The following is a 24,538-nucleotide window of genomic DNA, read 5'->3' as shown; positions in this document are numbered from 1 at the left end:
CGGAAGATTACCGGTGCACGGACCAGCCACGCTCGGTCAGTACCTCGACCAGCTGATCGACCGACGCCGGTTTGACCGCCAGCTCGACCTCACCGACCGGGCGGCCCGGGCTGTGGTCGATCCGCAGGTCCTCGACGTTGGCGCCGGACGCGGCCGCGTCGGCGAACAACCGGGCCAGCTGGCCCGGGCGGTCGGGGATGGTGACCAGCACGGGAACGAGCTCGATGTGCGGGGCGCCGTGCTTGCCCGGGACACGGACCGCGCCGGAAACACCACGGCGCAGTACGGCCGTCACCTCGTCGTCGGCGTGGCCGGAGCCAGGCTTTTCCTTGCTCAGGGCAATCAACAGCCGGTCGAGGTCGTCGCGGATCTGCTCCAGCAGACCACTCAGCGCGGGCGAGTTCGCGGCCACGATCTGGGTCCACATCCCCGGGTCGCTCGCGGCGATCCGGGTCACGTCGCGGACGCCCTGGCCGGACAGCTCCAAGTGCTCGGCCGGCGCGTCGACGAGCGTGCCCGCGGCCAGCGACGACATCAGCTGCGGCAGGTGCGAGACGCGGGCGACGGCCAGGTCGTGGTCCGGGACCGACAGCTCGACGGTCCGCGCGCCGCAGGCCTCGGCGAGCCGGCGTACGAGCTCGACGGCGGCCGGGTCGCTCGTGCCGTGCGGGGTGATCGCCCAGGTAGCGCCCTCGAACAGATCCGCGCGACCGGCCAGCGGGCCGTTGCGCTCCGAGCCGGCCATCGGGTGGCTGCCGACGTACCTGCTGATGTCGCCTGGCCGACCGGCTGCCTGCGTCAGCGCCTTGGCGTCGGCGAGAGGCTTGCCCTTCACGCTCGCGGCATCGGTGACGACGGCGTCGGTCTGCTCCAGCTGCTCGGCGATCACCGTGCCGACGTGGTCCGGCGGTACGGCGACGACGACGAGCTGCGGCTCGAGCTGCACCAGGCGCGAGCCCGCGCCGATGCGTTCGGCCATCAGCGCGTTGTCGGGGTCGCCGTCGATCAGCTCGACGACGACTCCGAGGCGCGCGAGCGCCAGGCCGATCGACGTACCGATCAGTCCGGTGCCGACGATGCGGACGGGACCGCGTAAGGCGGTCGCCGGTGCCGCGGGTGTTGCCGGGGCCAGCGGGTCTGTCACTGGGCGCCGGTCAGGTCCGGGCGCAGCGCGGTGGCGCCGTGCAGGTAGACGTGCTGGATCTTCTCCCGCGAGCGCGGTGTCTCGGTGTGCAGCATCATCCGGACCACCCGCGGCAGCGCGTGCGGGACGGCGATCTCCTGCATGCACATCAGCGGTACGTCGGTCAGCCCGATCTGCCGGCCGGCCACCGCGGGAAACTCCGAGCTCAGGTCGGGCGTGACGGTGAACAGGATGCTGATCAGGTCCTCCGACGCGAGATCGTTCGCCTGCAGCACCGCCCGGACCAGCTCGGCCGTCCGCTCGAGCAGGTGCTCCCGCTCGTCCGCGTCCAGCTGGGTGGCACCCCGGATCGCCCGTACCGCCACTGTCCTGCCTCCTAGCTCACCACGTCCCGCACCGCTCCTCGGCGCTGGACACCAGTCTCAACATTAGGTCAGACCGCCCGCGCGGTGCTCACCCGTCTCGCCACCGGCCCTGACGTCCGAAGAATCGTGCTGCGTCCGAAGAACCGAGCGCTATAGCCTCGGGTTCTTCGGACGCATGCGTCTTCTTCGGACGCAAGGGGGTCGCGGTGTCAGCTGCGGGCGGTTTGTGCTTCCGCCGCGTCGACGGTCTGCTCCAGCAGGAGCGCAATCGTCATCGGGCCGACCCCACCGGGCACCGGCGTCAGCAGGCTCGCGACCCGGGCGGCCTCCTCGGCGTGCACGTCGCCGACGTTGCCCTCGTTGTACCCGGCATCGACCACCACGGCGCCCGGCTTCAGCCAGTCCCCGCGGACGAAGTTCGGCTTGCCGACGGCGGCGACCACGAGGTCGGCCTGGCGCACCAGCGCCGGCAGGTCCACGGTCCGCGAGTGCGTGTAGGTGACGGTCGCGTTCGATGCCAGCAGCAACATTCCGGCCGGCTTGCCCAGGATCGGGCTCCGTCCGATGACGACCGCGTGCGCACCGGACAGCGGTACGTCGTACGCCTGCAGCAGCCGCAGGATCCCGCCGGGCGTGCACGAGCGGAACCCGGGCTCGCCGAAGGCCATCGCCGCGAACGAGTGCATGGTCACGCCGTCGACGTCCTTGCCCGGCGCGATCGCCTCGAACGCTGCCCGCTCGTCGATCTGCTCCGGCACCGGGTGTTGCAGCAGGATCCCGTGCACGGTCGAGTCGTCGGACAGCCTGGTCAGCTCCGCGACCAGCTCGTCGGTGGTGGTCGTCGCCGGCAGCGTGACGCTGACCGAGCCGATACCGGCCTTCTTGCTCCGGTTCTGCTTCATCCGCACGTACGTCGCCGACGCGGGATCGTCACCGACCAGCACGGTCGCCAGGCACGGCTGCACGCCGGTCTCGTCCTGCAGCTTCTTCGCCCGTACGGCGGCCTGCGCCACCATGTCCGCGGCGAGGTCGGTACCGATCATCGGCTTGGCGGTGGTCCGGGCGTCGGCGGCGTTCTCTGGTGTGGTCATAGGGCGCTCCTTCGGGCGTCGGCGAATATCCGTCGTTGCCCAGGCGCGCGGCTGCAGCCGAACCTGCGAGAGTCCGGCGGGCCGTTCCCCGGTGGTGGTCCACCTGAACGCCAGTAGCGGCCCGCCGGCCAGTTTACCCAGTCGCCCGGTGAAGGATCACCTCGGCGACCTGTGGTGCCGTCGCTCTGGCGGTCCACCGCACGCGGACGGCGTCGACCGTACCGCTCACGCGCAGCGCCGCGTACGCCGAGCGCACCACACCAACCTCCCTCCAGCCAGCAGCGGTGTGCACCTCCACCCGACCAGCCGCGGCCGCATCAGCCCGCTGCAACACGGTCACCCGATCCACCACAGCCGGAGAAGACGCCGTCACAGTCAGCACGTCACCCTCCCCCGGCGCCGCACCCGCCACGTACGCCGTACCGACATCCCCGTCAACAGCCCGCGCCAACGCCGATCCCTCGGCAGGCGCCGGCCCACCCGACGCCGTCAGCACCACCTCCGACCCGTCCGTGACCTGCACAGAGAACTCTCTGACAACCAACCAGTTGGACGCATTGGCCGCCAAAGCCCGGTACCGCACGTACCGAGCCTTCGTCCCCGCCGGAGCCGTCGCGCGGACCTCGGCGGTCGTCGCGCGGGTCAGCTCGGTCCACGTCTGACCATCCGCCGACCACTCCAACGCCCCGGACTGGATGACGTCGTCCGGGCTCCCGTCCTTCCCCATCAGTAGGGCGATCGCACCGATCTCCCGCACCGCGCCGAGGTCGACCCGGATCTCGTCGTTCGCTGCCGGAGCACGGTTGCTCCAGTAGAACGTCGACTCGTCCCCGTCGACCATCCGGCCCGGCACGTTCTCCGCGTACGTCGGAACGCTCGCCGTCGCCGTCCGCCCCGGCAGCAACCCCATCCACGCGTCGTGCACCTGCCCGACCTTGGCGACGAACACGTCGACCACGCCCTCGCCGATCCGCGGGTAGGTCCCGGAGTGCGGTTCCCGTACGTCCCGGATCGCCTTCGCCTGGCCGGTCAACTTGTCGATCTCCTGACGCTTCGCCCAAGCCGCCGCGCCGTCGCCGTGGTCGAGAGCCTCCAGCAACCCGAGCGACTCCTCGAGCGCCTGCCCCCACAAGACGGTCGCATCCAGCCAAGCCTTCGCCTCGTCACCGAACGCCGGATCAACCACCCCAGCCCGGATCTGCACAGGAGCCCGAGTCACCGCCTGGAAGTACGGGAGGAGTCTTCGAATCGCTCTATCTTTTTCACCGTCGTACGCCGTCCAGAACGCATCGATCCGCGCCGCCAACTCAGGAGCCGACTCCGGGTGCAGCGTCGTGTCGTACGTGTTCAGGTCCGCGAACACCTTCAGGGCCTCGATCGTCCGCCGATCCCCGCCCGCTCTCTCCGCGAGGGCGCGTTCCCACGCGGCGCGCTCGTCGTACGTGGCCGGCTTCCAGCCCAGCTCGGCGAACGAGGAGAGCGCGACCTTGCTGACCGCGGCCTGGTTCATCGGGTTCGAGATCACGCCCACGACGTGATCGGCGATCCCGCGTTCGCGACCGCTGTAGTCGGCCAGCAGCAACCGCCCGGCGGCGTAGTCGTTGACCGGATAGTTGTCCCAGACCAGGATGTCGTGACCGAACACGGCCTTCGCCTCGGCGGCCTGCGCGGCCGTGATCGTCTTCGGGACCACCCCGATCCCCGTCCAGTGCACGACAACGGCCGCGTCCAACTGCTCGCGGAGAGCTTTCTTGTACGGCGTCTCGGAGACGTTGTAGTACTCGGTCGGCACCATCTGCAGCGGCGCGACCCCAGGCTTCGTCGCGACCCACTCGCGCTGGATCCGGTTGAGCAGCTCACTCTGCGCCTGACCGGCCGCACCACCACCCGTGCCGTACTTGGCCCGGTCCGCGTCGCAGTGCCAGGTGTTGTAGTCGATGTCGTCCAGCGGCACGTTGAACGACCGAGCACCCAGCGCGTACAGCGCCTCGAACTTCGCGACCAGCGCCTGGTAGTCGGCGTCGGCGGTGTAGCAGATCGACAGCCCGGGCGAGAGCGCGAAGGTGAAGTCGACCTTGTTGCCTCGGGCCCTGTTCACCAACTCCCCCAGCTCGGCGAGCTTGTCCGCCGGGTACGGATCACGCCACTGCTCGCGGTGGTACGGGTCGTCCTTCGGCGCGTACTCGTAGGTGTTCATCCGGTGCGCGCCGAGGTAGTCGAGATGGTCGAGCCGATCGGCCTGCGACCACGGCGTACCGTAGAAGCCCTCGATCGACCCGCGGTACCGCATCGTCGGCCAGTCGCGGATCTCGGTGCCGCCGACCTGCCGGCCCCGCACCAACTGGTCGAGCGTGCGGGCGGCGTAGTACGTCCCGTCGGTGTCGACGCCGGCGAGGACGACCTGGTGCCGTCCACGATAGGTGCCTACGGCAAGCACATACCCCTCGGCCGCGAGACCGGCCGGCGGGGCGACGTCCAGGTCCTGCAGCGCGCGATCGTTCCCGCCGAGCCAGACGGTGACGTCGGTCCGCGGATCGGCGCCGTCGGTGACCCGGACCGTGCGGACGCCCGCACGCTCGAGCGTCGCGCGGACGACCCGCTCGGCATCGGCGTCGGTGGTCGGGCCGCGCACCAGGCCGACCGTCCGGCCGAGGGCGAAGCCGTCACGCCGCGGGGTGGTCTGCTGAGGCTCGGGGTTCACCGATGCCTTGCCGGAGCTGGTGGTCGCCGCCGCGCCGGGAGGCGTCGGGCCGGCTTGGGCGGAGAGGGCGAAGGGCTGGACGGCGAGAGCGAGCGCGGCGGCAACTGCCACCGCTGGACCGATGCGGCGCATGGCGACTCCTTGGGGCGGAAGGTGTGCCCCACCAGTCATTCACTGCGCACAACTGCTCGTCAAGAGCACGCACTGCCCAGATCCGGACACTTCAATGGCATCACCCCGGCCCGATCACTCGCGGATGCCGATGGCGTCCACCGGTCGGTGGCGCAACACCCGGCGGGTGGGCAGCATGATCGAGAGCAGCCCGAGCAGCACCACTCCGCCCGCGGTGAGCGCGGTGGCGACCGGCGAGAACGCCGGAATCACCGTCGCCCCCTCGCTCAGCCCGACCGTCACGCCGACCATCGGCGGCAGACACAGCGCCGCACTGACCACGAGCGCGGCACCGATCACCACGGCCGCCTCGACCAGCATCATCCGGCGTACCTGCCGCTTGCCGATGCCGACCAGCCGGAGCAGCGCGAACTCACGTCGTCGGGCCGTCGTACTCATCACCAGGCTGTTGGCGACGTTGATCGCGACGTAGCCGAAGAGCGCGGCGAGCAGGATCAGGTTCGTCCACCGGTTGAGGTCCAGGCCGGCCTGCTGCGCCTCCGCCATCGTCTGGCGATCGGCGAGCACCACCCCGACCTCACCCGCGAACCGCTTGGTCAGGGTCTCGGACAAAGCGCTCGCGTCGACGCCGGCCTCGGCCCGGACGAGCACCGAGTCGTCCAGCCGTGTGGACAGGTGGTCGAGCAGTACGTCGCGCGGCAGCGTCACATCACCGAAGCCCATGCCGTTGTGGTAGATCGCCACCACCACAGGGGTCAGCCGCGTACCGTCCCCGAGGAACATCTCCACCTGGCGCCCCAGCCCGGTCCGGGTCTGCTGCGCCGCGGACTCGCTCAGCGCGACAGTCCCCTGCCCCTCGAGCCGCCCGAGGTCGCCTTTGCGAACATCCAGGTCGAGCGTGCTCGCCAGACCCGTCACGTCCACGCCCTGCGCCGGGAAGCCCAGCACGGACTGCGCCGAATCGTCACCGAGGTCGGTGTACCTGATCGTCGCGGGCCCCCTGGTCACCGCCGTCGCAGTCCGTACGCCGGGCACCGCGTGGATGTCGTCGACCAGATCGGGCGACAGCCCCGCGCCCGAACTGGCCACCACGAGATCGGCCACCACGCCCTGGTCGGCCTGCCGGCCGGCCTCCTTCACCTGCGCCGCACCGACCGAGACCTGAACGATCATGATCGTGATCGCCAGCACGAGCGGTACGACGGCGCCGGCCACCCGACGCGAGTTCTGGGCGAGGTTGGCCGCGGCCAGGTAGCCCGACGCACCACCGGAACGCCGCAGGACCGGACCGACGAGCGTGAGTGCGCCCTGCACGATCCGCGGCCCGAGCAGCGCCACGCCGATCACCAGGACGAGCGACGAACTCGCCGCCACGATCGTGCCCACCTCACCGGCTACGACAACCGGGACCGCACACATCACCAGGCCGCCGGCCAGCAGCCCGAGCCCGATCAGCGTCCGGACCGGGCCGAGTTGCGGCGTTTCCACGCTCGACTCCCCCAGCGCCTCGACCGGGCGGATCTTGACCGCGCGGCGAGCTGACATCCAGCCGGCCAGCTGGGCCGTCAGCACCGACAGCAGCACCGCGACCAGAATCGGGACCGGCAGCAGCGAGAGGCCGTAGTCGGCCGGGATCACACCGATCCTGACGAAGGCCGCCCGCAGCAACCACACGAGTCCGTAGCCGAGCGCCGCGCCAGGCACGGATGCGGCGAGCGACACGATCAGGATCTCGGCACCGATCATCCGGTGCACCTGCCGGGGCGTCGCGGCGACCGCACGGAGCAACGCGAGTTCACGCCGCCGCTGCTGGATCGACAACCCCAGCGTGCCGGCCACCACGAACATCGCGACGATCGCCGCGATTCCACCGAACGAGCCCGCCACCGCCATCAGCAGGCCGGACGCAGCCGAGGAGTCCTGGAACTCCACCTTGCCCCTGTCGTCGCCGGTCGCCGTGGTCACCGAGTCGCCCAGGCCCTGCTCGATCGCGTCGGCCAGGTCCGCCCGGTCGACACCCGGCGCGGCCAGCACCCCCACGGCGTACAGCTGGCCGGGTTGGCCGGACAGTTGCCTGGCCACCTCATCGGTGAACAGGACCACCGGCTCCCGGAAGGAACCGCTCGGCGGGTCGACGATGCCAGTCAGCCGGTACGACGCCGGCCGCGACCCCACCGCGACTCTGACCTGGTCACCGATCGCGTAGCCGCCGGCCGCCGCGGCGTCGCGGTCGAGCGCGACGTCGGACCTGCCGGTGGGCAGCGCGCCGTCCCGGACCGACAAGGGGCCGAAGGCAACGGAACTGCGGCCGTGGCCGGACGGCGTACCGCCCTCCTCGCCGTGGACCAACGCGCCGGACTTGCCGGCCAGGGTGAGCCGGAACGAGTAGTCCGGCACGGCCTGGGCGACGCCGGGGACGGCCGCGATCTCGGCGAGCTGGTTCGCGTCCAGCGGGACGTGGTCGCCGAAGTCGGTGTCAGGTGATTCGGGGACCGCGAGCTTTTGGTTGGCCGCGACGACCACCGACGCGCCGGCGTACCGCTCGGGACTGATGCCGGCGAGCAGACCGGACTGCAGCAGGAAGCCGCACGCGGACAGCAGCGCGGCGCCGCAGAACAGGGCGATGAAGGCACCGGCGAAACCGGGCCAGCGGGACTTGACCGTGCTCCAGGCGAAGGTGAGCACGATCACCACTCCCCGAGGTGGGTCAGGTGCGCGGCGACAGTGTCGGCGGTCGGGTCGGTGAGCTCGCCGGCCAGCCTGCCGTCCGCCAGGAAGACCACCCGGTCGGCCCACGACGCGGCGATCGGGTCGTGGGTCACCATCAGGATCGTCTGGCCGAGCGAGTCGACCAGCGAACGCATCAGGTGCAGGACCTGCTTGCCGGTCCGCGAGTCGAGCGCTCCGGTCGGCTCGTCGGCGAACACCGCCTCCGGCCGGGTGATCAGCGCCCGCGCGATCGCGACCCGCTGCTGCTGACCACCGGACAGTTCGCTGGGCCGGTGCGTGAGCCGGTCGGTCAGGCCGACCTCCTGCACGACCTGGTTCAGCCACGCCTCGTCCACCGGTACGTCGGAGAAGCGCAGCGGCAAGGTGATGTTGTCGCGGACCGACAGCGACGGGATCAGGTTGTAGGCCTGGAAGACGAACCCGATCCGGGTCCGGCGCTGCACGGTCAACTGCTTCTCGTCGAGCCGGGTCAGCTCGGTGTCGCCGAGCCAGACGGTGCCGGACGTCGGCTGGTCGAGCCCGGCGGCGCAGTGCAGGAACGTGCTCTTGCCCGAGCCCGACGGACCCATCACCGCCGTGAAACTCCCCCGCCGCAAGCCGAGCGAGACGCCGTCGAGCGCCTGCACCCGGGTCGTCCCGGTCTGGTAGGTCTTCGTCACCGAGTCCAGCGTGACCGCGTACGCCGGGGCCTCCGCGACCAGGACGGCGGCGCCGCCGGTCTGCTTGTCGCGCCCTCTGCGTGCCTTGAACATGTGGCCAACCTTCCGAACCGTGCGAGACGTACCAGGACGCCTCTCACGCTAGAAAGATCGGGCCGCGGACACAGTCCAGCCAGAACCCGGGTTCAGGGTGCAGCCAGCTCTACCACCGGGTCCGGTCGCCGTCGGTCGGGACGATCTCGACCCGGCCGGGCTTTCGATGGTGGTCAGTTCGGGTCGACGAAGCAGTCCCGGCACTCGTCGAGCCCGGTGATCTCGACCTTCGGGCGCTCGACGCCGAACCAGTCCTCGCGGGTCAGCCGCAGCCGGTCCGAGATGACGGGCTTCCCGTGCAGGACATCGCGCGAGATTCCGTCCGGCCGGTAGCCGAGCCTGCGCGAAACGCCCTGGGACCCGGCGTTGTCCTGGAAGACCTCGGTCCGCGCCGCCTCGGCGTCCAGCCCCTCGAACGCCAGGTGCAGCAGCGCGATCCGCGCCTCCGTCCCGTACCCCTTCCGCTGGTGCGCGAGCCCGAGCCACGACCAGGTCTTCACCTCACGCAGTACGCCGAACTCGCTGCCCATCAGCCCGACCATGCCCAGCGGGGTGTCGTCGTGGAAGACGCCGAGCGAGAGCTCCCACTCGTCCTGGGTCCACGCGCCGAGGTGACTCCAGTACATCTGCATCACGCGGCGTGCGCGCTCGGGCGGGGGGAGATAGGGCCACGCGTTGAGGAAGGCGTACTCACCCGGCCGGCTGATCCCGCCGGCGGCCACGTCGGCGATCGCGGCCAGTTCCTCGTCGGTCGGTGGACGCAGCACCAGCCGCTCGGTCGTCAGCCGAAGGTGGCGCAGGGGCCAGTGAGTGTTGAGCACGCTCGACATCCTGGGCGGAGCACGTCCGCCCGCGCAATCAATTAACGCTCAGAGCAGGCCGGCGTGGTCCAGGGCCAGGTAGGTCGCGTCGGTGCCGGTCATCGCGCCGGGAGTGCGGAGTTCTTGGCGGAGCTCGGCGACGGTGAGCTCGATGGGCACGATGTCCTCGAAGTCGTCGAGGTCCTGCGCACTGGTCGGGCGGCAGTCGCGGGCGACGGCGACGAACTTCGGGTACGTCGAGGAGGCGGCGGACCACATCCAGCCGACGACCTCTATCGAGCCGCAGGTGTAGCCGGTCTCTTCCAGCAGCTCGCGGCGGCCGGCGTCGGCGGGGTTCTCCCCTGGGTCGATCAATCCGCCGGGGAGGTTCGTGACGACCTGATCGGGGCCGGCGCGAAAGAGGCGAATGGCAACGACCTTGCCGTCGGGCGTCAACGGCAGCACGGTGATCCCGCCGGCGACACCGGCAGTCTGCCGAGGACCGAAGACATCCCAGTCGGCTTCGCGGCCGTCGGGCAACCGGTAGCGGCGAACGTTCACGGTGAGAAAGCCGTCGTAGACGTTCTTCTCGGCGAGCAGCTCCCAGGCCGCGGGATCCCCCGGCCGAGGAGGGAGCGGGGCCGAGCCGGGCGCCCCCGACGAAGCCGGGCCGGATGCCGGCGAGGAGCCCGGCCCCGACACAGGGCCGGGCGCCGAGCCCGAGGCTGGGCCGGGCGCGGAGCCCGACGCAGCACCCGGCAGACCGACGTCCGCCGCCGGAGAGTCTCCGGCGGCGGACGAGGTCGGGTGCTGCTCGCTCACAGCGGCTTGGTGTCTTCCGGGTCCTCGGGCGGGGCGATCGGTGCGTCGTCGCCGTCGGCCGCGGTGCTCTCGTACGAGCCGCCGTTGGCCGGCTCCGCGCCGTCGGTGTGGGCCGCTGGCTCGGACGGTGCCGTGTCGGGGCGGGACTCGGACAGGATCCGGCCCAGGGTCTCCTCCGAGATCCGCTTGAACTTGCGGACCTGGGTGCGGGTCCGGTCCAGGATGGCGACCTCGATCTGGTCCGGCTCCAGCTGCCGTACGTCGCTGGAGTCGTGCCCGAGCGCGTCCACTGCGAGCCGCAGCGCGCCGGCCAGCGAGATGCCGTCGGAGTAGTGCTCGCCGACGTACTCGGCGACCTGCTCGGCCGGGCCGCCCATCACCGCGTACCCGCGCACGTCGGCGATCGAGCCGTCGTAGGTGAGCCGGTAGATCTGGTCCTCGGCGGACGTGCTGCCGACCTCGGCGACCAGGATCTCGACCTCGAGCGGCTTCTCACCGCCGGAGGAGAAGATCGCGCCGAGCGTCTGCGCGTACGCGTTGGCCAGCGCACGGCCGGTGACGTCGCGACGGTCGTAGGAGTACCCGCGCATGTCAGCCAGGCGCACGCCGGCGATCCGCAGGTTCTCGAACTCGTTGTACCGCCCGACGGCCGCGAAGGCCATCCGGTCGTAGATCTCGGCCACCTTGTGCAGGGCGGGCGACCGGTTCTCGGCCACGAACAGGATGCCGTCGGCGTACTGCAGCGCGATCGCGCTGCGGCCCTTGGCGATGCCCTTGCGGGCAAAGTCCGCCCGGTCCCGCATCAGCTGCTCGGGGGAGACGTAGAACGGAGTGCTCATGTGGATCCTCTACTCGTCGACCGGGCTCAGGACAGCGGGGCCGCGGGGCCGTCAGGACGCTGCAGCCGGGCGCCGACCACGGTGTCGACGATGTCGCCGACCTCCGCCTCGGGCAGCCGCTGGTAACCGTCGGCCGTGACCACCCCGATCACCGGGAAGATCCGCCGGGCCATGTCCGGCCCACCGGTCGCGGAGTCGTCGTCGGCCGCGTCGTACAGCGCCTGGATCGTCGCCGTGACGCACTCGGTCGCCGTCATCCCGTCGCGGTAGAGCTTCTTCAGCGAGCCGCGGGCGAACAGCGAGCCCGAGCCGACGCTGTGGAAGGCCTGCTCCTCGTACCGGCCACCGGTCGGGTCGTAGGAGAAGATCCGGCCGCCGGCGATGTCGGGGTCGTACCCGGCGAACAGCGGCACGACCGCGAGGCCCTGCATCGCCATCGCCAGGTTGCCCCGGATCAGCGCGCTGAGCCGGTTCGCCTTGCCGTCGAGCGACAGCGTGGTGCCCTCGAGCTTCTCGTAGTGCTCGAGCTCGACCTGGAACAGCCGCACCATCTCGATCGCGAGCCCGGCCGAGCCGGCGATGCCGACGCAGCTGTACTCGTCGGCGGGGAACACCTTCTCGATGTCACGCTGGGCGATGATGTTGCCCATCGTGGCGCGCCGGTCGCCGGCCATCACGACACCACCGTCGAAGGTGGCCGCGACGATCGTCGTACCGTGCGGGACGTCTTTGGACAGGTCACCTGTCCCCAGGGACCGCCGTCCGGGCAGCAGGTCGGGCGCGTGCCCGGCCAGGAAGTCCATGAACGACGAGCCACCTGGGGTCAGGAAGGCTTCCGGCAACCGGCCGGAGGCATCGAATGTCATCTAGCGGTTCACTCCCCACCCTTTTGCACGAAGCCGCGGACGAACTCCTCCGCGTTCTCCTCGAGCACCTCGTCGATCTCGTCCAGGATCGAGTCGACGTCCTCGTCGAGTCGTTCCTTGCGCTCGGCGACGTCCTCGGACGCCTCGACCTGCTCGACCTCTTCCTCGGTGGTCGAACGCTTGGGCTGCTTGTGCTGCTGCCCACCGTCTTTCGCCATGGCACACCTCCTAGAACCGCGCCGGAGAACCGCCCAACCGGTTCTCCTAGGACGACCCTACCCGCCAGCGCCCCCAGTAATGGTGCGAACCAGGTCACTCGCGGTGTCGCACTGATCGAGAAGCGCTCCGACGTGCGCTTTCGTGCCGCGCAAGGGGTCCAGGGTCGGGATCCGCTGCAGCGACTCCTTACCCGGCAGGTCGAAGATCACCGAGTCCCAGGAGGCGGCCGCGACCTGGCCGGCGTACTGCTGCATGCAGCGGCCGCGGAAGTAGGCGCGGGTGTCGGTCGGCGGGTGCGAGACCGCCATCCGGATCTCCTCGTCGGTGACGACGCGTTGCATCCGGCCGGCCTTGACGAGCTTGAAGTACAGCCCCTTGTCCGGGCGCAGATCGGCGTACTGCAGGTCGACCAGCGCCAGCTTGGAGTCGTCCCAGGCCAGGTCGTCACGGTCGCGGTAGGACTGCAGCAGCTTGAGCTTGGCGACCCAGTCGAGCTGGTCGGCCAGCCGCATCGGGTCGATCGCGAGCAGGTCGAGCACCTGCTCCCAGCGGTGCAGCACGTCCTTGGTCTGCCGGTCCGCGTCGTCGCCGTACTTGTCCTCGACGTACTTGCGGGCCTGCTCCAGGTACTCCGTCTGCAGCTGTACGGCGGTGAGCTTGCGCCCGTCCTTCAGCGTCATCAGGTGCGTGCAGGTCGGGTCGTGGCTGATCTCGTGCAGCGCGCCCACCGGCCGGTCGACGGACAGGTCGTCGGTCAGCCAGCCGTCCTCGATCATCGACAGCACCAGCGACGTCGTCCCGACCTTCAGGTACGTCGAGATCTCGGACAGGTTCGCGTCGCCGATGATCACGTGCAGGCGCCGGTACCGGTCGGGGTTGGCGTGCGGCTCGTCGCGGGTGTTGATGATCGGGCGCTTGAGCGTCGTCTCCAGGCCGACCTCGACCTCGAAGTAGTCGGCGCGCTGGCTGATCTGGAACCCCTGCCCGGCGCCGTCCTGGCCGATCCCGACGCGCCCCGCGCCGGTGACCACCTGACGGCTGACGAAGAAGGGGGTCAGGTGCCGCACGATCGACGCGAACGGCGTGGACCGGCGCATCAGGTAGTTCTCGTGCGACCCGTACGACGCGCCCTTGTTGTCGGTGTTGTTCTTGTACAGGTTCAGCGGCGGCGCCCCGGGGATCTGGCGGGCCTGCCGCGCACCCTCCATGATCACCAGCTCGCCGGCCTTGTCCCACACCACGACGTCGCGCGGGTTGGTGCACTCGGGCGCCGAGTACTCCGGGTGGGCGTGGTCGACGTACAGCCGGGCGCCGTTGGTGAGGATGACGTTGGCCAGGCCCGTCTCCTCGTCGGTGAGCTGGCTGGAGTCGGCCACCTCACGGCTCAGGTCGAAGCCGCGCGCGTCCCGCAGCGGGTGCTCCTCGTCGAAGTCCCACCGGGTCTTGCGCGCCAGCGGCTGCGTCTGGGCGTACCCGTTCACCACCTGGCTCGAGGTCAGCATCGGGTTCGCCCCGGGCTGACCGGGCACCGAGATCCCGAACTCGGTCTCGGTCCCCATGATCCGCCGCACACTCATGTTCACGAGCCTACGCGGTCCGGCCGACCAAAGCCGCCGTACGAGCCGGAGCTCGCGTCACTCGGGTGCGTGAACCGCCGCTTCCAGCAGGACGCCGAGCACTTCCTGCGAGGTGTTCAACCGGCTGATCTCGGCGGCGACGCGGGCCCGCTCGGCCTGCAGACCGTTCACCATGCCGGGGCATCCGGACAGCACCGGCTCGGCCGGATCGCCGTGCACGCACTGCAACAGCCCGGCGATCGTCGCGGTCGGAAGGCCGGCGGCGAGCAGGTTCCTGATGTGGCCGACGACGGTCGGCGCCTGGTCGTCGTACTGGCGGTAACCGTTGGTGGTCCGCGTCGACCCGAGCAGGCCCTGCTGCTCGTAGTAGCGGATCATCCTGCGGCTCACGCCGGTGAGCTCCGACAGTTCGCCGATCAGCATCTGGGCCTCCTTCGTCTTGACCTTCACACCGGTGTCACGGCCTACCGTCCCGATGACGAGTGACAACACAGGAGAGGGAGCGAACATGCCGGGAGTTGTGGTGATCGGTGCGGGACCTGGGATCGGGCAGGCGGTCGGGCGACGGTTCGCGCGGGAAGGGATGCCGGTGGCGTTGATCGCCAGACGGCGGACCGAGGTCGACGGGATGCTGTCCCTGGCCGCGGACAGCACTGACGAGGCAGCGTTGACGGCTGCCCTGGACAAGGTCGTCGGTGAGCTCGGGACACCTGACGTGGTGGTCTACAACGCGGCGAAGATCGCCGCCGACCGGATCGGCGACCCGTCGCTGCGCGAGCACCAGGACGCCTGGGCGGTCAACGTCGGCGGCGCGATCACCGCGGCGGCCCACCTGGCGCCCCAGATGATCGCGAACGGCGGCGGCTCGTTCCTGATCACCGGCGGAATGCCCGAGACCAAGCCGGACTACGTGAGCCTCTCGCTCGGCAAGGCGGGCGTCAGAGCGCTCGTGAGCCTGCTGGACCAGACGTACGGCGCAGACGGCCTCCACGCCGCCACAGTCACCGTCCACGGCTCCGTCGCACCCGGTACGGCGTTCGACCCGGACGCCATCGCCGACGAGTACTGGACGCTCCACCAGCAGCCGCGGGACGCGTGGATCCACGAACTGGACTACACCGGCTCCGTGTGACACTGCGGGGATGGACGAACTCGTTGCCCTGGTGGACTCCGACGGCGTGGTCTACGGCTCCGCGCCGCGGTCGGTGATGCGGCGTGACAACCTGCGGCACTCGGCGACCGGCGTACTGGTCCGCAACTCCGCCGGTGACGTCTACGTGCACCGCCGTACGCCGACCAAGGACGTCTACCCGGCCCGCTACGACTTCATGGCCGGCGGGGTCGTCGCGGCCGGCGAGGACCCGTACGACGCGGTCGTGCGCGAACTGGACGAGGAGCTCGGGATCAGCGGGGTCGAGCTGGTGAAGCTGCCGCAAGGCGACTACGCCGACGACTTCACCAACTACCGCGCCTACCTCTACGCCTGCCGCTGGGACGGACCGGTCCGGCACCAGCCCGAAGAGGTCGACTGGGGAACCTGGATGCCGCTGCCCGAGCTGATCGCCCGGCTGGACGACCCCGCGTGGCCCTTCGTCCCGGACACCACCGCACTGCTCGGCGACTACCTGCGGACGTTGTAGGCAACCTTTCCGGGGCCGGGCGGCCATTAACCGGTGTGAAGATCATCCTGACCGACGAGACGGAGTACTCGATGGCGGCCGCGCCACCCGGGGACGGCGTGCTCTGGGACCGGCTGCGCGACGGCGACCGCGAGGCGCTCGGCCTGCTCTTCGACCGGTACGCCGACGACGTGCACGCGTTCGCCTTCCGGCGTACGGCGTCGTGGGCGGCGGCCGAGGACGTGGTGCAGACGACGTTCCTCAGCACCTGGCGGCGCTTCGAGCGGAACCCACCGGGCCCGCTGACCGCGCCGTCGGCCCGCGGCTGGCTGCTGGTCGTCGCGGCGAACGAGTGCCGGACGCTGCACCGGACCACCCGTCGGCTGCGTGGCCTGGTCGAGCGATTACCTGAGCCGTTCGACCAGCCCGACCACGCCGCCGCTGTCGCCAAGCGGCTCGACGACGAGCGCCAGATGTCCGCCGTACGGCGTGCGCTGGCCAAGCTCCCCCGGCACGAGCAGGAGACGCTCGAGCTCGTCGTGTGGGCCGGCCTCACCGTCGCCGAAACAGCGCAGGCCCTCGGAGTTCCCGAAGGCACCGTCAAAGCCCGTCTGCACCGCACCCGCCGCCGCTTTCCCGACCTGCTGTCGCGGGTCGCCCTGAACGAGGAGTTGTGATGACCAGCAAGCTCGATCCCCCGCACGTACCGCCGATGGGCCCCTCGGAGCGCGAGCACCTGCGCCGCCAGGTGATGAACGCCGCCGATCCCGTGGCCCGAAGCACAGGTCACCGCCGATGGGCAGCTCCGCTGATCGCCGTCGCGGCCGTCGGCGGCGTCGTCGCCGGGACGCTCGTGATCGGCAACCAGGTCGCCGAGACAGGAGTCCAGCCGGCCGCCGGGCCGTCCACCCCGGACGCTGCACCGTCCACACCGGACGCCGGCACGTCGACATCGGCCAAGCCGAAGCCGACGATCGCGCCGTGGCTCCCGAAGGTCGACCTCGGCCCGGTCAGTGCGGCTGAGGCCGCCCGCGCGGCCAAGAAGTGTGCGCTGCCCGGCGCCAAGAAGACCGACGCGCTGTGGGCCCGTCGGGTGGCGATCCCTGGAGCCGTCGGGACCCCGTCCGGAGTGGTGGTGCTGACGAAGCGCACTCCCGGCCAGCCCGGCGGGTTTTACGACCAGGGCCTGTTCACCTGCTTCGCCGGCGGCGCCGGCGCCGCTGTGCGTGACGAGAAGTGGAACAAGCAGACGTCACCGGGCACTCCGGCGATCCTGCTCGCCGGCATGGGAGAAGTTGGCGGGACGACGGATCAAAAGCCGTCCTCCGTGAGCTCTGAGACCATCCTCCGGGTTCACCCGCGGATCGTCCGGATCGAGTCCCGCTACGTCTGGAGCAAGGGCCATGGCCAGTGGACGCAGGGCGCCGTCGCGGGCGGGTTCGCCTACACGCACAGCACGGCGGTCATTCCGCCCGGCCAGTACGTGCCCAGGCCGGACAGCAACAGCAACCTCCAGCAGGAGTACCGCGCGTTCGACGCCAACGGCAAACTGATCCCGCTCGAGCTCTAGCGAGCGTCGTACAGGTCAGCGGCTGATGAAGCGGCCGACCGTACGGGCCAGGTTGACACCGACCAGGCCGCCCCAGCAGATGATCACCGCGATCGTGCCTTCCTGGTTGGCCGCGATCGCGGTGATCGGGATACCGGCCACCACCGAGACGATCGCCAGCGCGAGCCCGCCGGGATCGTTCTCGCCCCTGGCGGCGGGCTGCCGCGGCTGAACCGGCTGGGGCGCCTGCCCGTACCGGGCCACGGCGCGCTGGTCGAGCTTGTCCAGGAACCCGTCGATGATCTCGGGTTCGTACTCCGCCCCCAGGTCCTGCCGCGCCCCCACCGCTGCCCGCAGGTCCTTGCGCATCTCGTCCGTCGCCATACGCCGACCGTACGGCGGCCGGCCCCCACCCGGAATCGGGGGAAACCCCGGCCCGCCCCCTGCGCGGACCGGGGGATCAGGTGGTGCCAGCACCCTTGCGGGCCGCGATCAGCTCCCGCCCGGGGGTGCGGGTGGCGAAGCCCCCGCTCGCGGCGAAGCCGCACAACACGACGAAGACGACGTGGTCCGCGCTCTCCGCGGACACACGTCGCCTGTCGACTTCGCTCTTAAAGGTACTGACCGGTGTTCGTGGCCGTGTCGATCGACCGGCCCGGCTCGGTGCCCTGCTTGCCGGAGATGAGCGTGCGGATGTAGACGATCCGCTCGCCCTTCTTGCCGGAGATCCGGGCCCAGTCGTCCGGGTTGGTCGTGTTCGGCAGGTCCTCGTTCTCCTTGAACTCGTCGACGCAGGCCTGCAGCAGGTGCTGCACCCGCAGACCCTTCTGCTGGTCGTCGAGGAACGCCTTGATGGCCATCTTCTTGGCCCGGTCGACGATGTTCTGGATCATCGCGCCGGAGTTGAAGTCCTTGAAGTACAGGACCTCCTTGTCACCGTTGGCGTAGGTGACCTCGAGGAACCGGTTCTCGTCGGCCTCGGTGTACATCCGCTCGACCGTGCGCTGGATCATCCCGCTCACGCACTCGCCCCGGTCGCCGCCGAACTCGCTCAGGTCCTCGGGGTGCAGCGGCAGCGTGGTGGTCAGGTACTTGGAGAAGATGTCCCGGGCCGCCTCGGCGTCCGGACGCTCGATCTTGATCTTCACGTCCAGCCGGCCCGGCCGAAGGATCGCCGGGTCGATCATGTCCTCGCGGTTCGAGGCACCGATGACGAGCACGTTCTCCAGGCCCTCGACGCCGTCGATCTCGCTCAGCAGCTGCGGGACGATGGTGTTCTCCACGTCGGAGGACACCCCCGATCCACGGGTGCGGAACAGCGAGTCCATCTCGTCGAAGAACACGATGACGGGCATGCCCTCGGAGGCCTTCTCCCGCGCCCGCTGGAAGACCAGGCGGATGTGCCGCTCGGTCTCACCGACGTACTTGTTCAGCAGCTCGGGACCCTTGATGTTGAGGAAGAACGACCTGCCCTCGACACCGGTCCGCTCGGCCACCTTCTTGGCCAGCGAGTTCGCGACCGCCTTGGCGATCAGCGTCTTGCCGCAGCCGGGCGGGCCGTACAGCAGCACACCCTTCGGCGGCTTCAGCTCGTGCTCCAGGAACAGGTCCTTGTGCAGGTACGGCATCTCGACCGCGTCCCGGATCTGCTCGATCTGACCGAACAGACCGCCGATCTGGGTGTAGTCGATGTCCGGGACCTCTTCGAGCACCAGCTCCTCGACCTCGGACTTCGGGATCTTCTCGTAGACGTAGCCGGAGCGCGGCTCCAGCAGCAACGAGTCACCGGCCCGCAGCGGCTGGTCGAGCAGCGGTGAGGCGAGCCGGACGATCCGTTCCTCGTCGGCCTGCGCGATCACCAGCGCCCGCTCGCCGTCGGCCAGCAGCTCCTTCAGCATCACCACGTCGCCGACGACCTCGAAGTCGCAGGCCTCGACCACGTTCAGCGCCTCGTTCAGCATCAGTTCCTGGCCGAGCTTGAGCGCGTCCAGGTCAACCGACGGGCTCGCCGCGACCCGGAGCTTACGGCCCCCGGTGAACACGTCCAGCGTGTCGTCGTCGTTGCGGCCGAGGAAGGTCCCGAAACCGGACGGCGGTTGCGCCAGCCGGTCGACCTCCTCCTTCAAAGCGATGATCTTCTCTCGGGCCTCGCGCAGCGTTTCCGCCAACCGCTCGTTCTGCGCGGTCACGCTCGCCAAGGACGCCTGGGTTTCGGACAGCCTGCTCTCGAGCGACCGGCTGTCAGCCGGGTGCTCCAGCAACCGACGCCGCAACGCTGCGACCTCGGCCTCCAGGTAACGGACCTGGTTACGCAGCTCTGCCGCGGTAGGACTCTCGTCTCCAGCCACGATCATCACCTCACCATGTGGGGCTCGACCCTATGGACCTTACCCAGAAAACCTCGCCGGGCAAGCTGAATCCCATCACGTGTCGGTTGCGGATAGAACCGTTGCCTGGTCGAGCCTGTTGCGCCTTAATACAGCACGGCGCGGACAGTTTGGCGCGACGTCAGGGCGTGTCCTGCGCCGATTCGGAACGACGGGGTCCGGAATAGTCGTCGCCGTACGCGCCCGGAGCGGGCCGGCGCTTCTTCATCGGAGCCTGTACGCCGGGCGCCATCCGCCGCGCGGTGACCAGGAACGCGGTGTGTCCCTGCATCCGGTGCCCGGGCCGTACGGCCAGCCCTTCGACGTGCCAGTCGCGGACCAGCGACTCCCAGGCCCGCGGCTCGGTGAACTCGCCGTGCGCACGCAGCGTCTCGACGAAACGGCTCAGCTGGGTCGTCGTGGCGACGTACGCGCAGAACACGCCGCCCGGGGCCAAGGCACCTGCGACGGCGTCCACGCACTCCCAGGGGGCCAGCATGTCCAGCACGACGCGGTCGACGTCGGTCTCGTCGAGCTTCTCGACCAGGTCACCGACCTCGAGCCGCCACGCCGGGTGCACGGCGCCGAAGAAGCCGGTGACGTTCTTGCGGGCGACCTCGGCGAAGTCCTCGCGGCGCTCGAACGAGATCACCTCGCCGTGGATCCCGACCGCGCGCAGCAGCGCGGTGGTCAGCGCGCCGGAACCGGCACCCGCCTCGACCACCTTCGCGCCCGGGAAGATGTCGGCCATCGTCACGATCTGCGCGGTGTCCTTGGGGTAGATCACCTGGGCGCCGCGCGGCATCGACACCGAGTAGTCGGCCATCAGCGGCCGCAACGCCAGGTACTCCACGCCGCCCTTGGAACGGATCGTCACCGCGTCCGGCCCGTCGATCAGCGCGTCGTGCTCGATCCCGCCCTTGGTGGTGTGGAAGACCTTGCCACGCTCCAGGAACACCGAGTGCCGCCGGCCCTTGGAGTCGGACAACGTGACCCACTCCCCCGGCTGCAACGGTCCATGATGAACCCCGGAAAACGCCGCATCAGGAAAATCACGCAGATCAGACATAAGGCCGACACCCTACTTCGGCGAGTCGCCACTCCCCGAATCGCGGGGTGGTCCCCGTACGGCGTACGGCGCTGCGCACCCAGCGTCCGAACAACTCGCATGCGTCCGAAGAATCCGAGGCTATAGCGCACGCTTCTTCGGACGCATGCGCGTTGTTCGGACGTTAGCGGCGGCGGAAGGCTCGTTCTACGTCCGCTGTCGCGAGGACGCCGTACACCTGCCCCTGGGTGTCCAGGACGAGGTACTCCGAGGCGGGGTTCTTGCGGAGGGTGGCGAGGATCTCCTCGCCGGTGTCGTTGACGCCGATGATGTGGCCCGCGCCGATCCGGGTGGCGACCTCGCCGATCGTGGTCCACGGGCGCTGGTTGGGGGCGACCGCGGTGACCGCGGCCTCCTGGACGAGCGCGTGCGGCTTGCCGTCGCCGTCGATCACCACGACAGCCCCGGCCTGCCCCTGCGCGGCGAGACGGACGGCCTCCGAGATCGGCGTACTGGCATGGACCGCGACCGCGCGGCGGGCCAGCGAGCGAACCTGGAGCGTGGGCAGCTTCTGCCGGAGCCGGGCCTGCATCAGCGACGCGGTCGAACCCATCCACAGGAAGAAGCCGACCGCGAGCGCGATCACGAAGTCGATCAACGTCGGATTGCGGTCGAAGACCTCCTCCAGGATCACCGGCGCGGCCAGTACGGCGATCGCGATGACCCGGCCCGCCCACGCGGCCACGATCGTGCCGGTGTGCATGTTGCCGGTCGCCTTCCACACCGCGGCGCGCACCACCCAGCCGCCGTCGAGCGGCAGGCCGGGCAGCAGGTTCGTGACGCCGACGATCAGGTTCGCGACCGCGAGCTGCATGACGACGGCGTACGCGACGCCCTCGTCGAGCGCCCGCGAGCCGGCGTACGCGAGACCGCCGACCAGCAGCGAGGCGACCGGCCCGACGACCGAGATCGCGAACTCCTCCAGCGGCGACTTGCGCTCACCCTCGATGTGCGTACCGGCCGCGAAGAAACCCAGGTTGATCTCGGTGACCGAGATCTTGAACCGCAACGCCATCAGCGCGTGCGCCAGCTCGTGCAGCAGCACCGACACCGTGAACGCGACCACGAACGCGAACGACGCGAAGTACCGCCAGCCGCCGGACAGGTACGGGAACTGCTGCGCGATGATCGCCGAGAAACCCAGCGCCAGCAGGATCGCCACCGGCAACCAGGTGACCCGCATCGTCAGCTGGATCCCGCGGACACGACCGAGCACCCACGTACCGGGCTGCGGCGACGGCGCGCCGGCCGGCTGGGCGGAGTTCTGAGGTTCACGCGGCTCTGACATCGGCACAAACCTACTGGGCTCCCGGTAACTCCGCGCTACACACCCACGGTGAGCCGTGCCCGGTGGCCTGTGAACCGTTGTCCACAGGCCGTCGCTGTGCGTGCGAAAGATGTCGGTGCTTGCGCCTAGGGTTTTGCCATGAGCGTCGCAGCAGCAGTCGTGCACAGCGGCAGCCACCCGAACGGTGCGCTGTCTCCCTCCCGCGCGGCCGACTTCATGAGCTGCCCGCTGAAGTACCGCTTCCGCGTCGTCGACCGCCTCCCCGAGAAGCCGTCGTCCGCCGCCGTCCGCGGGACGGTCGTGCACGCCGTACTGGAGCGTCTGTACGACCTGCCCCGCGGCCAGCGCACGCTGGAGCAGGCCGCCGGGATGCTGGAGCCCGAGTGGCAACGCATCCTCGAAGCCGAGCCCGAGGTCGCCGAGCTCTTCGCCGACGACGCCGAAGGCGAAGACCTCGCCAAGTGGCTCTCCGAGGCGCACAAGCTGCTCGGCAAGTACTTCACCCTCGAAGACCCGAACCTGCTCGAGCCCGCCGAACGCGAGCTGTACGTCGAGACCGAGCTCGAGTCCGGCCTCACCCTGCGCGGGTACGTCGACCGCCTCGACGTCGCACCCACCGGCGAGATCCGCGTGGTCGACTACAAGACCGGCCGCTCCCCCTCGGAGTTCTTCGAGGCCAAGGCCCTGTTCCAGATGAAGTTCTACGCCCTCGTCCTGTGGCGCCTGCGCGGCGTCGTCCCCGCCATGCTCCAACTCGTCTACCTCGGCAACGGCGAGATCGTCCGCTACGTCCCCGACGAAGCCGACCTCCAAGCCTGCGAACGCAAGATCACCGCGCTCTGGACCGCCATCACCCGAGCCCTCGAATCCGGCGACTGGCGCCCCAGCCCCGGCCCCCTCTGCGACTGGTGCGACTACAAACCCCTCTGCCCCGCCTGGGACGGCACCCCACCCCCACTCCCCACCCGCTCGGTCCAGGAGGTCGCCGAACAATCCGCCGGCGTCGACCTGATCGACACCGACGGCTAAACGGCCGACTGGTCTGCCCTACCCCGGACGGTGGTACTCGTGGTCTCGCCCACCCGCCCACCGCTGTGGGACGTGCAGCATGCGCTGACACCGGGTGGTGCTCCCGGCCGACAGGTCTCGCCCTACCCCGGACCGTGGTGCTCCTGGGCTCGCCCGCCCGCCCACCGCTGTGAGACGTGGCGATGCGCTGACGCCCGGGCGGTGCTCCCGGCCGACAGGTCTCGCCCTACCCCGGACGGGTGCTCGTGGGTTTCACCCACCCGCCCACCGCTGTGGATCGTGGTGCGTGCGGTGACACCGGGCGGTGCGTCCGGCCGACGGCTTTGCCCCACTCCGGACCGTGGGACTCGTGGACTCGCCCACCGCTAGGAGAGGTGGCGCCTGCGGTGACGCCGGGTGGCGCGTCGGCCGACGGTCTTCGCCCTACCCCGGTGGGTGGGGACGACGACGCCGGGCGGTGCTCCCGGCCGATGGGACTCGCCCTGCCCGGGCGTCGGCAACCGGCCTCGGCGTGGGACTTCGACAGTCAGCCACTTGCCCCTTCGGGCCAGGGGACGACAACCTGGCCGCCGATCTCGGGGACTCCTTGTGTCTGACCTGATCTGCCCGCGAGACCTGCGGGTCACGCCGCCGAATCACTGTTGCGGCTGCAGGTACTGCGTCGCATGCCACCTTCTCAGCAGCACCTTTGGGCAATGCCGTGGGACATTCGGGTCAATGAACGCCGCCCGAAAGGGAATGGGGTCGAAAGCCCGCCCAGGGCATTTCGATTCAAGCGATTTTGCTGAGGTTTTAATCCTGATGCAAGACGTGGACCTCTCCCAGCGCTGCCGGTTACGGTCGCCGACGAATCAACTGATGCGTCAGGAATTGCCGCATCGGTTGCGACTACTCAAGGGGATCACATGGGATTGAGAAGTGTTGGAAAGCGCGCGGTGGCAGCGGTCGTGACGGTGATCGCCGCCGCGGTCCTCGTTCCGTTGGCTGTGTCGGCGCCCGCGCAGGCGGCGCCGAACGTTGCTACCGGGACGACCGCCTGGACGCCGCAGATCTACCCGCTGTTCTCGGGTGAGTGGGTCCAGCGAAACGTTTCGAGCGCGGATCGGAACTCGGCGCTCATTGCCTGTTCCTGGGCCAGTGGAATCGCCTGTGTTTCGGTGGGGCAGGGCGATGGCAAGCACAGTGTCTTCCACCTGTTCAAGTGCGATACCCGATCGCTGTCGAACTTCATCGACGCACTGGCTGTTCGCAACAACCAGACCGGCGGAGCCAAAGTGCATTTCTGGGGGCCCAAGGGCGGGATCAACCTCGCTCCGCAGAGCAACATCTACGTGGTCGCCGACCATTTGACGTACGACTTCAACCGCCTCGACATCTGCTGAGGGGCTGCCTGCCCGGGCACGGTGATCACCGTGTCCGGGCCGGACGGCGGCGACACCACCGACCGGGGGTGATGGCGGACGAATCCTCCGGATCCGGCGCCCCGGCGTACGCGAAAAAACTGGTTCTGAGGTGCTGGTCACACCGGCTGAAGTGAGGTC

General features: G+C 69.8%; 24 protein-coding genes and 1 riboswitch. Of the genes, 6 read left to right on the top strand and 18 right to left on the bottom strand.

What is annotated here, in order from left to right; all coding sequences use genetic code 11:
• Positions 1–7: 7 nt before the first annotated feature.
• The 13 genes from ACLQ2O_RS26300 to ACLQ2O_RS26240 all read right to left on the bottom strand — a co-directional run bounded on the left by ACLQ2O_RS26300 (position 8) and on the right by ACLQ2O_RS26240 (position 14,461).
• Positions 8–1,144 (bottom strand): prephenate dehydrogenase, encoded by a 1,137-nt coding sequence (locus tag ACLQ2O_RS26300; RefSeq protein WP_425835947.1) that lies wholly within the window; start codon positions 1,142–1,144, stop codon positions 8–10.
• On the bottom strand, positions 1,141–1,509 hold the full coding sequence (aroH, locus tag ACLQ2O_RS26295) for a chorismate mutase (protein ID WP_425835945.1): 369 nt from the start codon (positions 1,507–1,509) through the stop codon (positions 1,141–1,143). Before aroH ends, ACLQ2O_RS26300 begins: the two co-directional genes overlap by 4 nt.
• A gap of 209 nt (positions 1,510–1,718) precedes the next feature.
• Positions 1,719–2,600 (bottom strand): bifunctional 5,10-methylenetetrahydrofolate dehydrogenase/5,10-methenyltetrahydrofolate cyclohydrolase, encoded by an 882-nt coding sequence (locus ACLQ2O_RS26290; RefSeq protein ID WP_425835943.1) that lies wholly within the window; start codon positions 2,598–2,600, stop codon positions 1,719–1,721.
• Positions 2,601–2,630: 30 nt separating this feature from the next.
• Positions 2,631–2,728: riboswitch (ZMP/ZTP riboswitch) on the bottom strand.
• 5 nt (positions 2,729–2,733) lie between these two features.
• Positions 2,734–5,433, bottom strand: a complete 2,700-nt coding sequence (locus ACLQ2O_RS26285; protein WP_425835941.1) for a beta-N-acetylglucosaminidase domain-containing protein — start codon at positions 5,431–5,433, stop codon at positions 2,734–2,736.
• Between the two features lie 114 nt (positions 5,434–5,547).
• Positions 5,548–8,124 carry an ABC transporter permease gene (locus tag ACLQ2O_RS26280; RefSeq protein WP_425835938.1) on the bottom strand — a complete coding sequence of 859 codons (2,577 nt, stop codon included), beginning with the start codon at positions 8,122–8,124 and terminating at the stop codon, positions 5,548–5,550.
• A complete protein-coding gene (locus tag ACLQ2O_RS26275; RefSeq protein ID WP_425835936.1) occupies positions 8,121–8,915 on the bottom strand; it encodes an ABC transporter ATP-binding protein in 795 nt (264 codons plus the stop codon). Before ACLQ2O_RS26275 ends, ACLQ2O_RS26280 begins: the two co-directional genes overlap by 4 nt.
• Before the next feature lie 173 nt (positions 8,916–9,088).
• On the bottom strand, positions 9,089–9,736 hold the full coding sequence (locus tag ACLQ2O_RS26270) for a GNAT family N-acetyltransferase (RefSeq protein ID WP_425835934.1): 648 nt from the start codon (positions 9,734–9,736) through the stop codon (positions 9,089–9,091).
• A gap of 48 nt (positions 9,737–9,784) precedes the next feature.
• Positions 9,785–10,537: an NUDIX hydrolase gene (locus tag ACLQ2O_RS26265; protein ID WP_425835932.1), complete on the bottom strand. Its 753-nt coding sequence runs from the start codon at positions 10,535–10,537 to the stop codon at positions 9,785–9,787.
• Positions 10,534–11,376, bottom strand: coding sequence for a proteasome subunit alpha (gene prcA, locus ACLQ2O_RS26260; RefSeq protein WP_425835930.1), 843 nt, complete (start codon positions 11,374–11,376; stop codon positions 10,534–10,536). The genes ACLQ2O_RS26265 and prcA overlap by 4 nt, the downstream gene beginning before the upstream one ends.
• A 26-nt stretch (positions 11,377–11,402) precedes the next feature.
• Positions 11,403–12,242, bottom strand: coding sequence for a proteasome subunit beta (gene prcB, locus ACLQ2O_RS26255; RefSeq protein ID WP_425835928.1), 840 nt, complete (start codon positions 12,240–12,242; stop codon positions 11,403–11,405).
• Positions 12,243–12,250: 8 nt separating this feature from the next.
• The gene (locus tag ACLQ2O_RS26250) at positions 12,251–12,460 is read right to left on the bottom strand and encodes a ubiquitin-like protein Pup (RefSeq protein WP_077014019.1); all 210 of its coding nucleotides are present in this window, start codon (positions 12,458–12,460) and stop codon (positions 12,251–12,253) included.
• Positions 12,461–12,517: 57 nt separating this feature from the next.
• Positions 12,518–14,038 (bottom strand): depupylase/deamidase Dop, encoded by a 1,521-nt coding sequence (dop, locus tag ACLQ2O_RS26245; RefSeq protein ID WP_425835925.1) that lies wholly within the window; start codon positions 14,036–14,038, stop codon positions 12,518–12,520.
• Between the two features lie 57 nt (positions 14,039–14,095).
• Positions 14,096–14,461, bottom strand: coding sequence for a MerR family transcriptional regulator (locus ACLQ2O_RS26240; RefSeq protein WP_425835923.1), 366 nt, complete (start codon positions 14,459–14,461; stop codon positions 14,096–14,098).
• 85 nt (positions 14,462–14,546) lie between these two features.
• Here ACLQ2O_RS26240 and ACLQ2O_RS26235 point away from each other — a divergent pair, with 85 nt between their 5' ends.
• The 4 genes from ACLQ2O_RS26235 to ACLQ2O_RS26220 are packed head-to-tail and all read left to right on the top strand — an operon-like array spanning position 14,547 to position 17,227.
• Positions 14,547–15,170, top strand: a complete 624-nt coding sequence (locus ACLQ2O_RS26235) for an SDR family NAD(P)-dependent oxidoreductase (protein WP_425835921.1) — start codon at positions 14,547–14,549, stop codon at positions 15,168–15,170.
• 10 nt (positions 15,171–15,180) lie between these two features.
• A complete protein-coding gene (locus ACLQ2O_RS26230; RefSeq protein ID WP_425835919.1) occupies positions 15,181–15,678 on the top strand; it encodes an NUDIX hydrolase in 498 nt (165 codons plus the stop codon).
• A gap of 35 nt (positions 15,679–15,713) precedes the next feature.
• The gene (locus ACLQ2O_RS26225) at positions 15,714–16,334 is read left to right on the top strand and encodes an RNA polymerase sigma factor (protein WP_425835917.1); all 621 of its coding nucleotides are present in this window, start codon (positions 15,714–15,716) and stop codon (positions 16,332–16,334) included.
• A complete protein-coding gene (locus ACLQ2O_RS26220; RefSeq protein ID WP_425835915.1) occupies positions 16,334–17,227 on the top strand; it encodes a hypothetical protein in 894 nt (297 codons plus the stop codon). Before ACLQ2O_RS26225 ends, ACLQ2O_RS26220 begins: the two co-directional genes overlap by 1 nt.
• Positions 17,228–17,242: 15 nt before the next feature.
• Here ACLQ2O_RS26220 and ACLQ2O_RS26215 read toward each other — a convergent pair whose 3' ends face one another.
• The 5 genes from ACLQ2O_RS26215 to ACLQ2O_RS26195 all read right to left on the bottom strand — a co-directional run bounded on the left by ACLQ2O_RS26215 (position 17,243) and on the right by ACLQ2O_RS26195 (position 21,968).
• Complete coding sequence (locus ACLQ2O_RS26215; RefSeq protein ID WP_425835913.1) at positions 17,243–17,590, bottom strand: hypothetical protein; 348 nt, start codon at positions 17,588–17,590, stop codon at positions 17,243–17,245.
• 76 nt (positions 17,591–17,666) lie between these two features.
• The gene (locus ACLQ2O_RS26210) at positions 17,667–17,795 is read right to left on the bottom strand and encodes a hypothetical protein (RefSeq protein ID WP_425835911.1); all 129 of its coding nucleotides are present in this window, start codon (positions 17,793–17,795) and stop codon (positions 17,667–17,669) included.
• A gap of 22 nt (positions 17,796–17,817) precedes the next feature.
• Entirely contained in the window at positions 17,818–19,560 is a 1,743-nt protein-coding gene (gene arc / locus ACLQ2O_RS26205; RefSeq protein ID WP_425835909.1) for a proteasome ATPase, read from the bottom strand.
• A gap of 154 nt (positions 19,561–19,714) precedes the next feature.
• Positions 19,715–20,641: a tRNA (adenine-N1)-methyltransferase gene (locus ACLQ2O_RS26200; protein ID WP_425835907.1), complete on the bottom strand. Its 927-nt coding sequence runs from the start codon at positions 20,639–20,641 to the stop codon at positions 19,715–19,717.
• A gap of 163 nt (positions 20,642–20,804) precedes the next feature.
• Entirely contained in the window at positions 20,805–21,968 is a 1,164-nt protein-coding gene (locus ACLQ2O_RS26195) for a site-2 protease family protein (RefSeq protein ID WP_425835905.1), read from the bottom strand.
• 138 nt (positions 21,969–22,106) lie between these two features.
• Between ACLQ2O_RS26195 and ACLQ2O_RS26190 the strand changes: the two genes are divergently transcribed.
• A complete protein-coding gene (locus tag ACLQ2O_RS26190; RefSeq protein ID WP_425835903.1) occupies positions 22,107–22,997 on the top strand; it encodes a RecB family exonuclease in 891 nt (296 codons plus the stop codon).
• A 947-nt stretch (positions 22,998–23,944) separates the two neighbouring features.
• On the top strand, positions 23,945–24,379 hold the full coding sequence (locus ACLQ2O_RS26185) for a hypothetical protein (RefSeq protein WP_425835901.1): 435 nt from the start codon (positions 23,945–23,947) through the stop codon (positions 24,377–24,379).
• The last annotated feature ends 159 nt before the right edge of the window (positions 24,380–24,538 follow it).

The organism is Kribbella sp. DT2, from assembly GCF_049844575.1.
Lineage (GTDB): Bacteria > Actinomycetota > Actinomycetes > Propionibacteriales > Kribbellaceae > Kribbella.
This window is presented reverse-complemented; position numbering and strand designations above follow the sequence as displayed.

Bases quoted from the DNA above. Each gene is read 5' to 3' on its own strand.
- ACLQ2O_RS26290 (WP_425835943.1), bottom strand. From the start codon at position 2,600: ATGACCACACCAGAGAACGCCGCCGACGCCCGGACCACCGCCAAGCCG.
- ACLQ2O_RS26285 (WP_425835941.1), bottom strand. From the start codon at position 5,433: ATGCGCCGCATCGGTCCAGCGGTGGCAGTTGCCGCCGCGCTCGCTCTC.
- ACLQ2O_RS26275 (WP_425835936.1), bottom strand. From the start codon at position 8,915: ATGTTCAAGGCACGCAGAGGGCGCGACAAGCAGACCGGCGGCGCCGCC.
- prcA (WP_425835930.1), bottom strand. From the start codon at position 11,376: ATGAGCACTCCGTTCTACGTCTCCCCCGAGCAGCTGATGCGGGACCGG.
- prcB (WP_425835928.1), bottom strand. From the start codon at position 12,242: ATGACATTCGATGCCTCCGGCCGGTTGCCGGAAGCCTTCCTGACCCCA.
- ACLQ2O_RS26250 (WP_077014019.1), bottom strand. From the start codon at position 12,460: ATGGCGAAAGACGGTGGGCAGCAGCACAAGCAGCCCAAGCGTTCGACC.
- dop (WP_425835925.1), bottom strand. From the start codon at position 14,038: ATGAGTGTGCGGCGGATCATGGGGACCGAGACCGAGTTCGGGATCTCG.
- ACLQ2O_RS26240 (WP_425835923.1), bottom strand. From the start codon at position 14,461: ATGCTGATCGGCGAACTGTCGGAGCTCACCGGCGTGAGCCGCAGGATG.
- ACLQ2O_RS26235 (WP_425835921.1), top strand. From the start codon at position 14,547: ATGCCGGGAGTTGTGGTGATCGGTGCGGGACCTGGGATCGGGCAGGCG.
- ACLQ2O_RS26230 (WP_425835919.1), top strand. From the start codon at position 15,181: ATGGACGAACTCGTTGCCCTGGTGGACTCCGACGGCGTGGTCTACGGC.
- ACLQ2O_RS26220 (WP_425835915.1), top strand. From the start codon at position 16,334: ATGACCAGCAAGCTCGATCCCCCGCACGTACCGCCGATGGGCCCCTCG.
- ACLQ2O_RS26215 (WP_425835913.1), bottom strand. From the start codon at position 17,590: ATGGCGACGGACGAGATGCGCAAGGACCTGCGGGCAGCGGTGGGGGCG.
- arc (WP_425835909.1), bottom strand. From the start codon at position 19,560: ATGATCGTGGCTGGAGACGAGAGTCCTACCGCGGCAGAGCTGCGTAAC.
- ACLQ2O_RS26200 (WP_425835907.1), bottom strand. From the start codon at position 20,641: ATGTCTGATCTGCGTGATTTTCCTGATGCGGCGTTTTCCGGGGTTCAT.
- ACLQ2O_RS26195 (WP_425835905.1), bottom strand. From the start codon at position 21,968: ATGTCAGAGCCGCGTGAACCTCAGAACTCCGCCCAGCCGGCCGGCGCG.
- ACLQ2O_RS26190 (WP_425835903.1), top strand. From the start codon at position 22,107: ATGAGCGTCGCAGCAGCAGTCGTGCACAGCGGCAGCCACCCGAACGGT.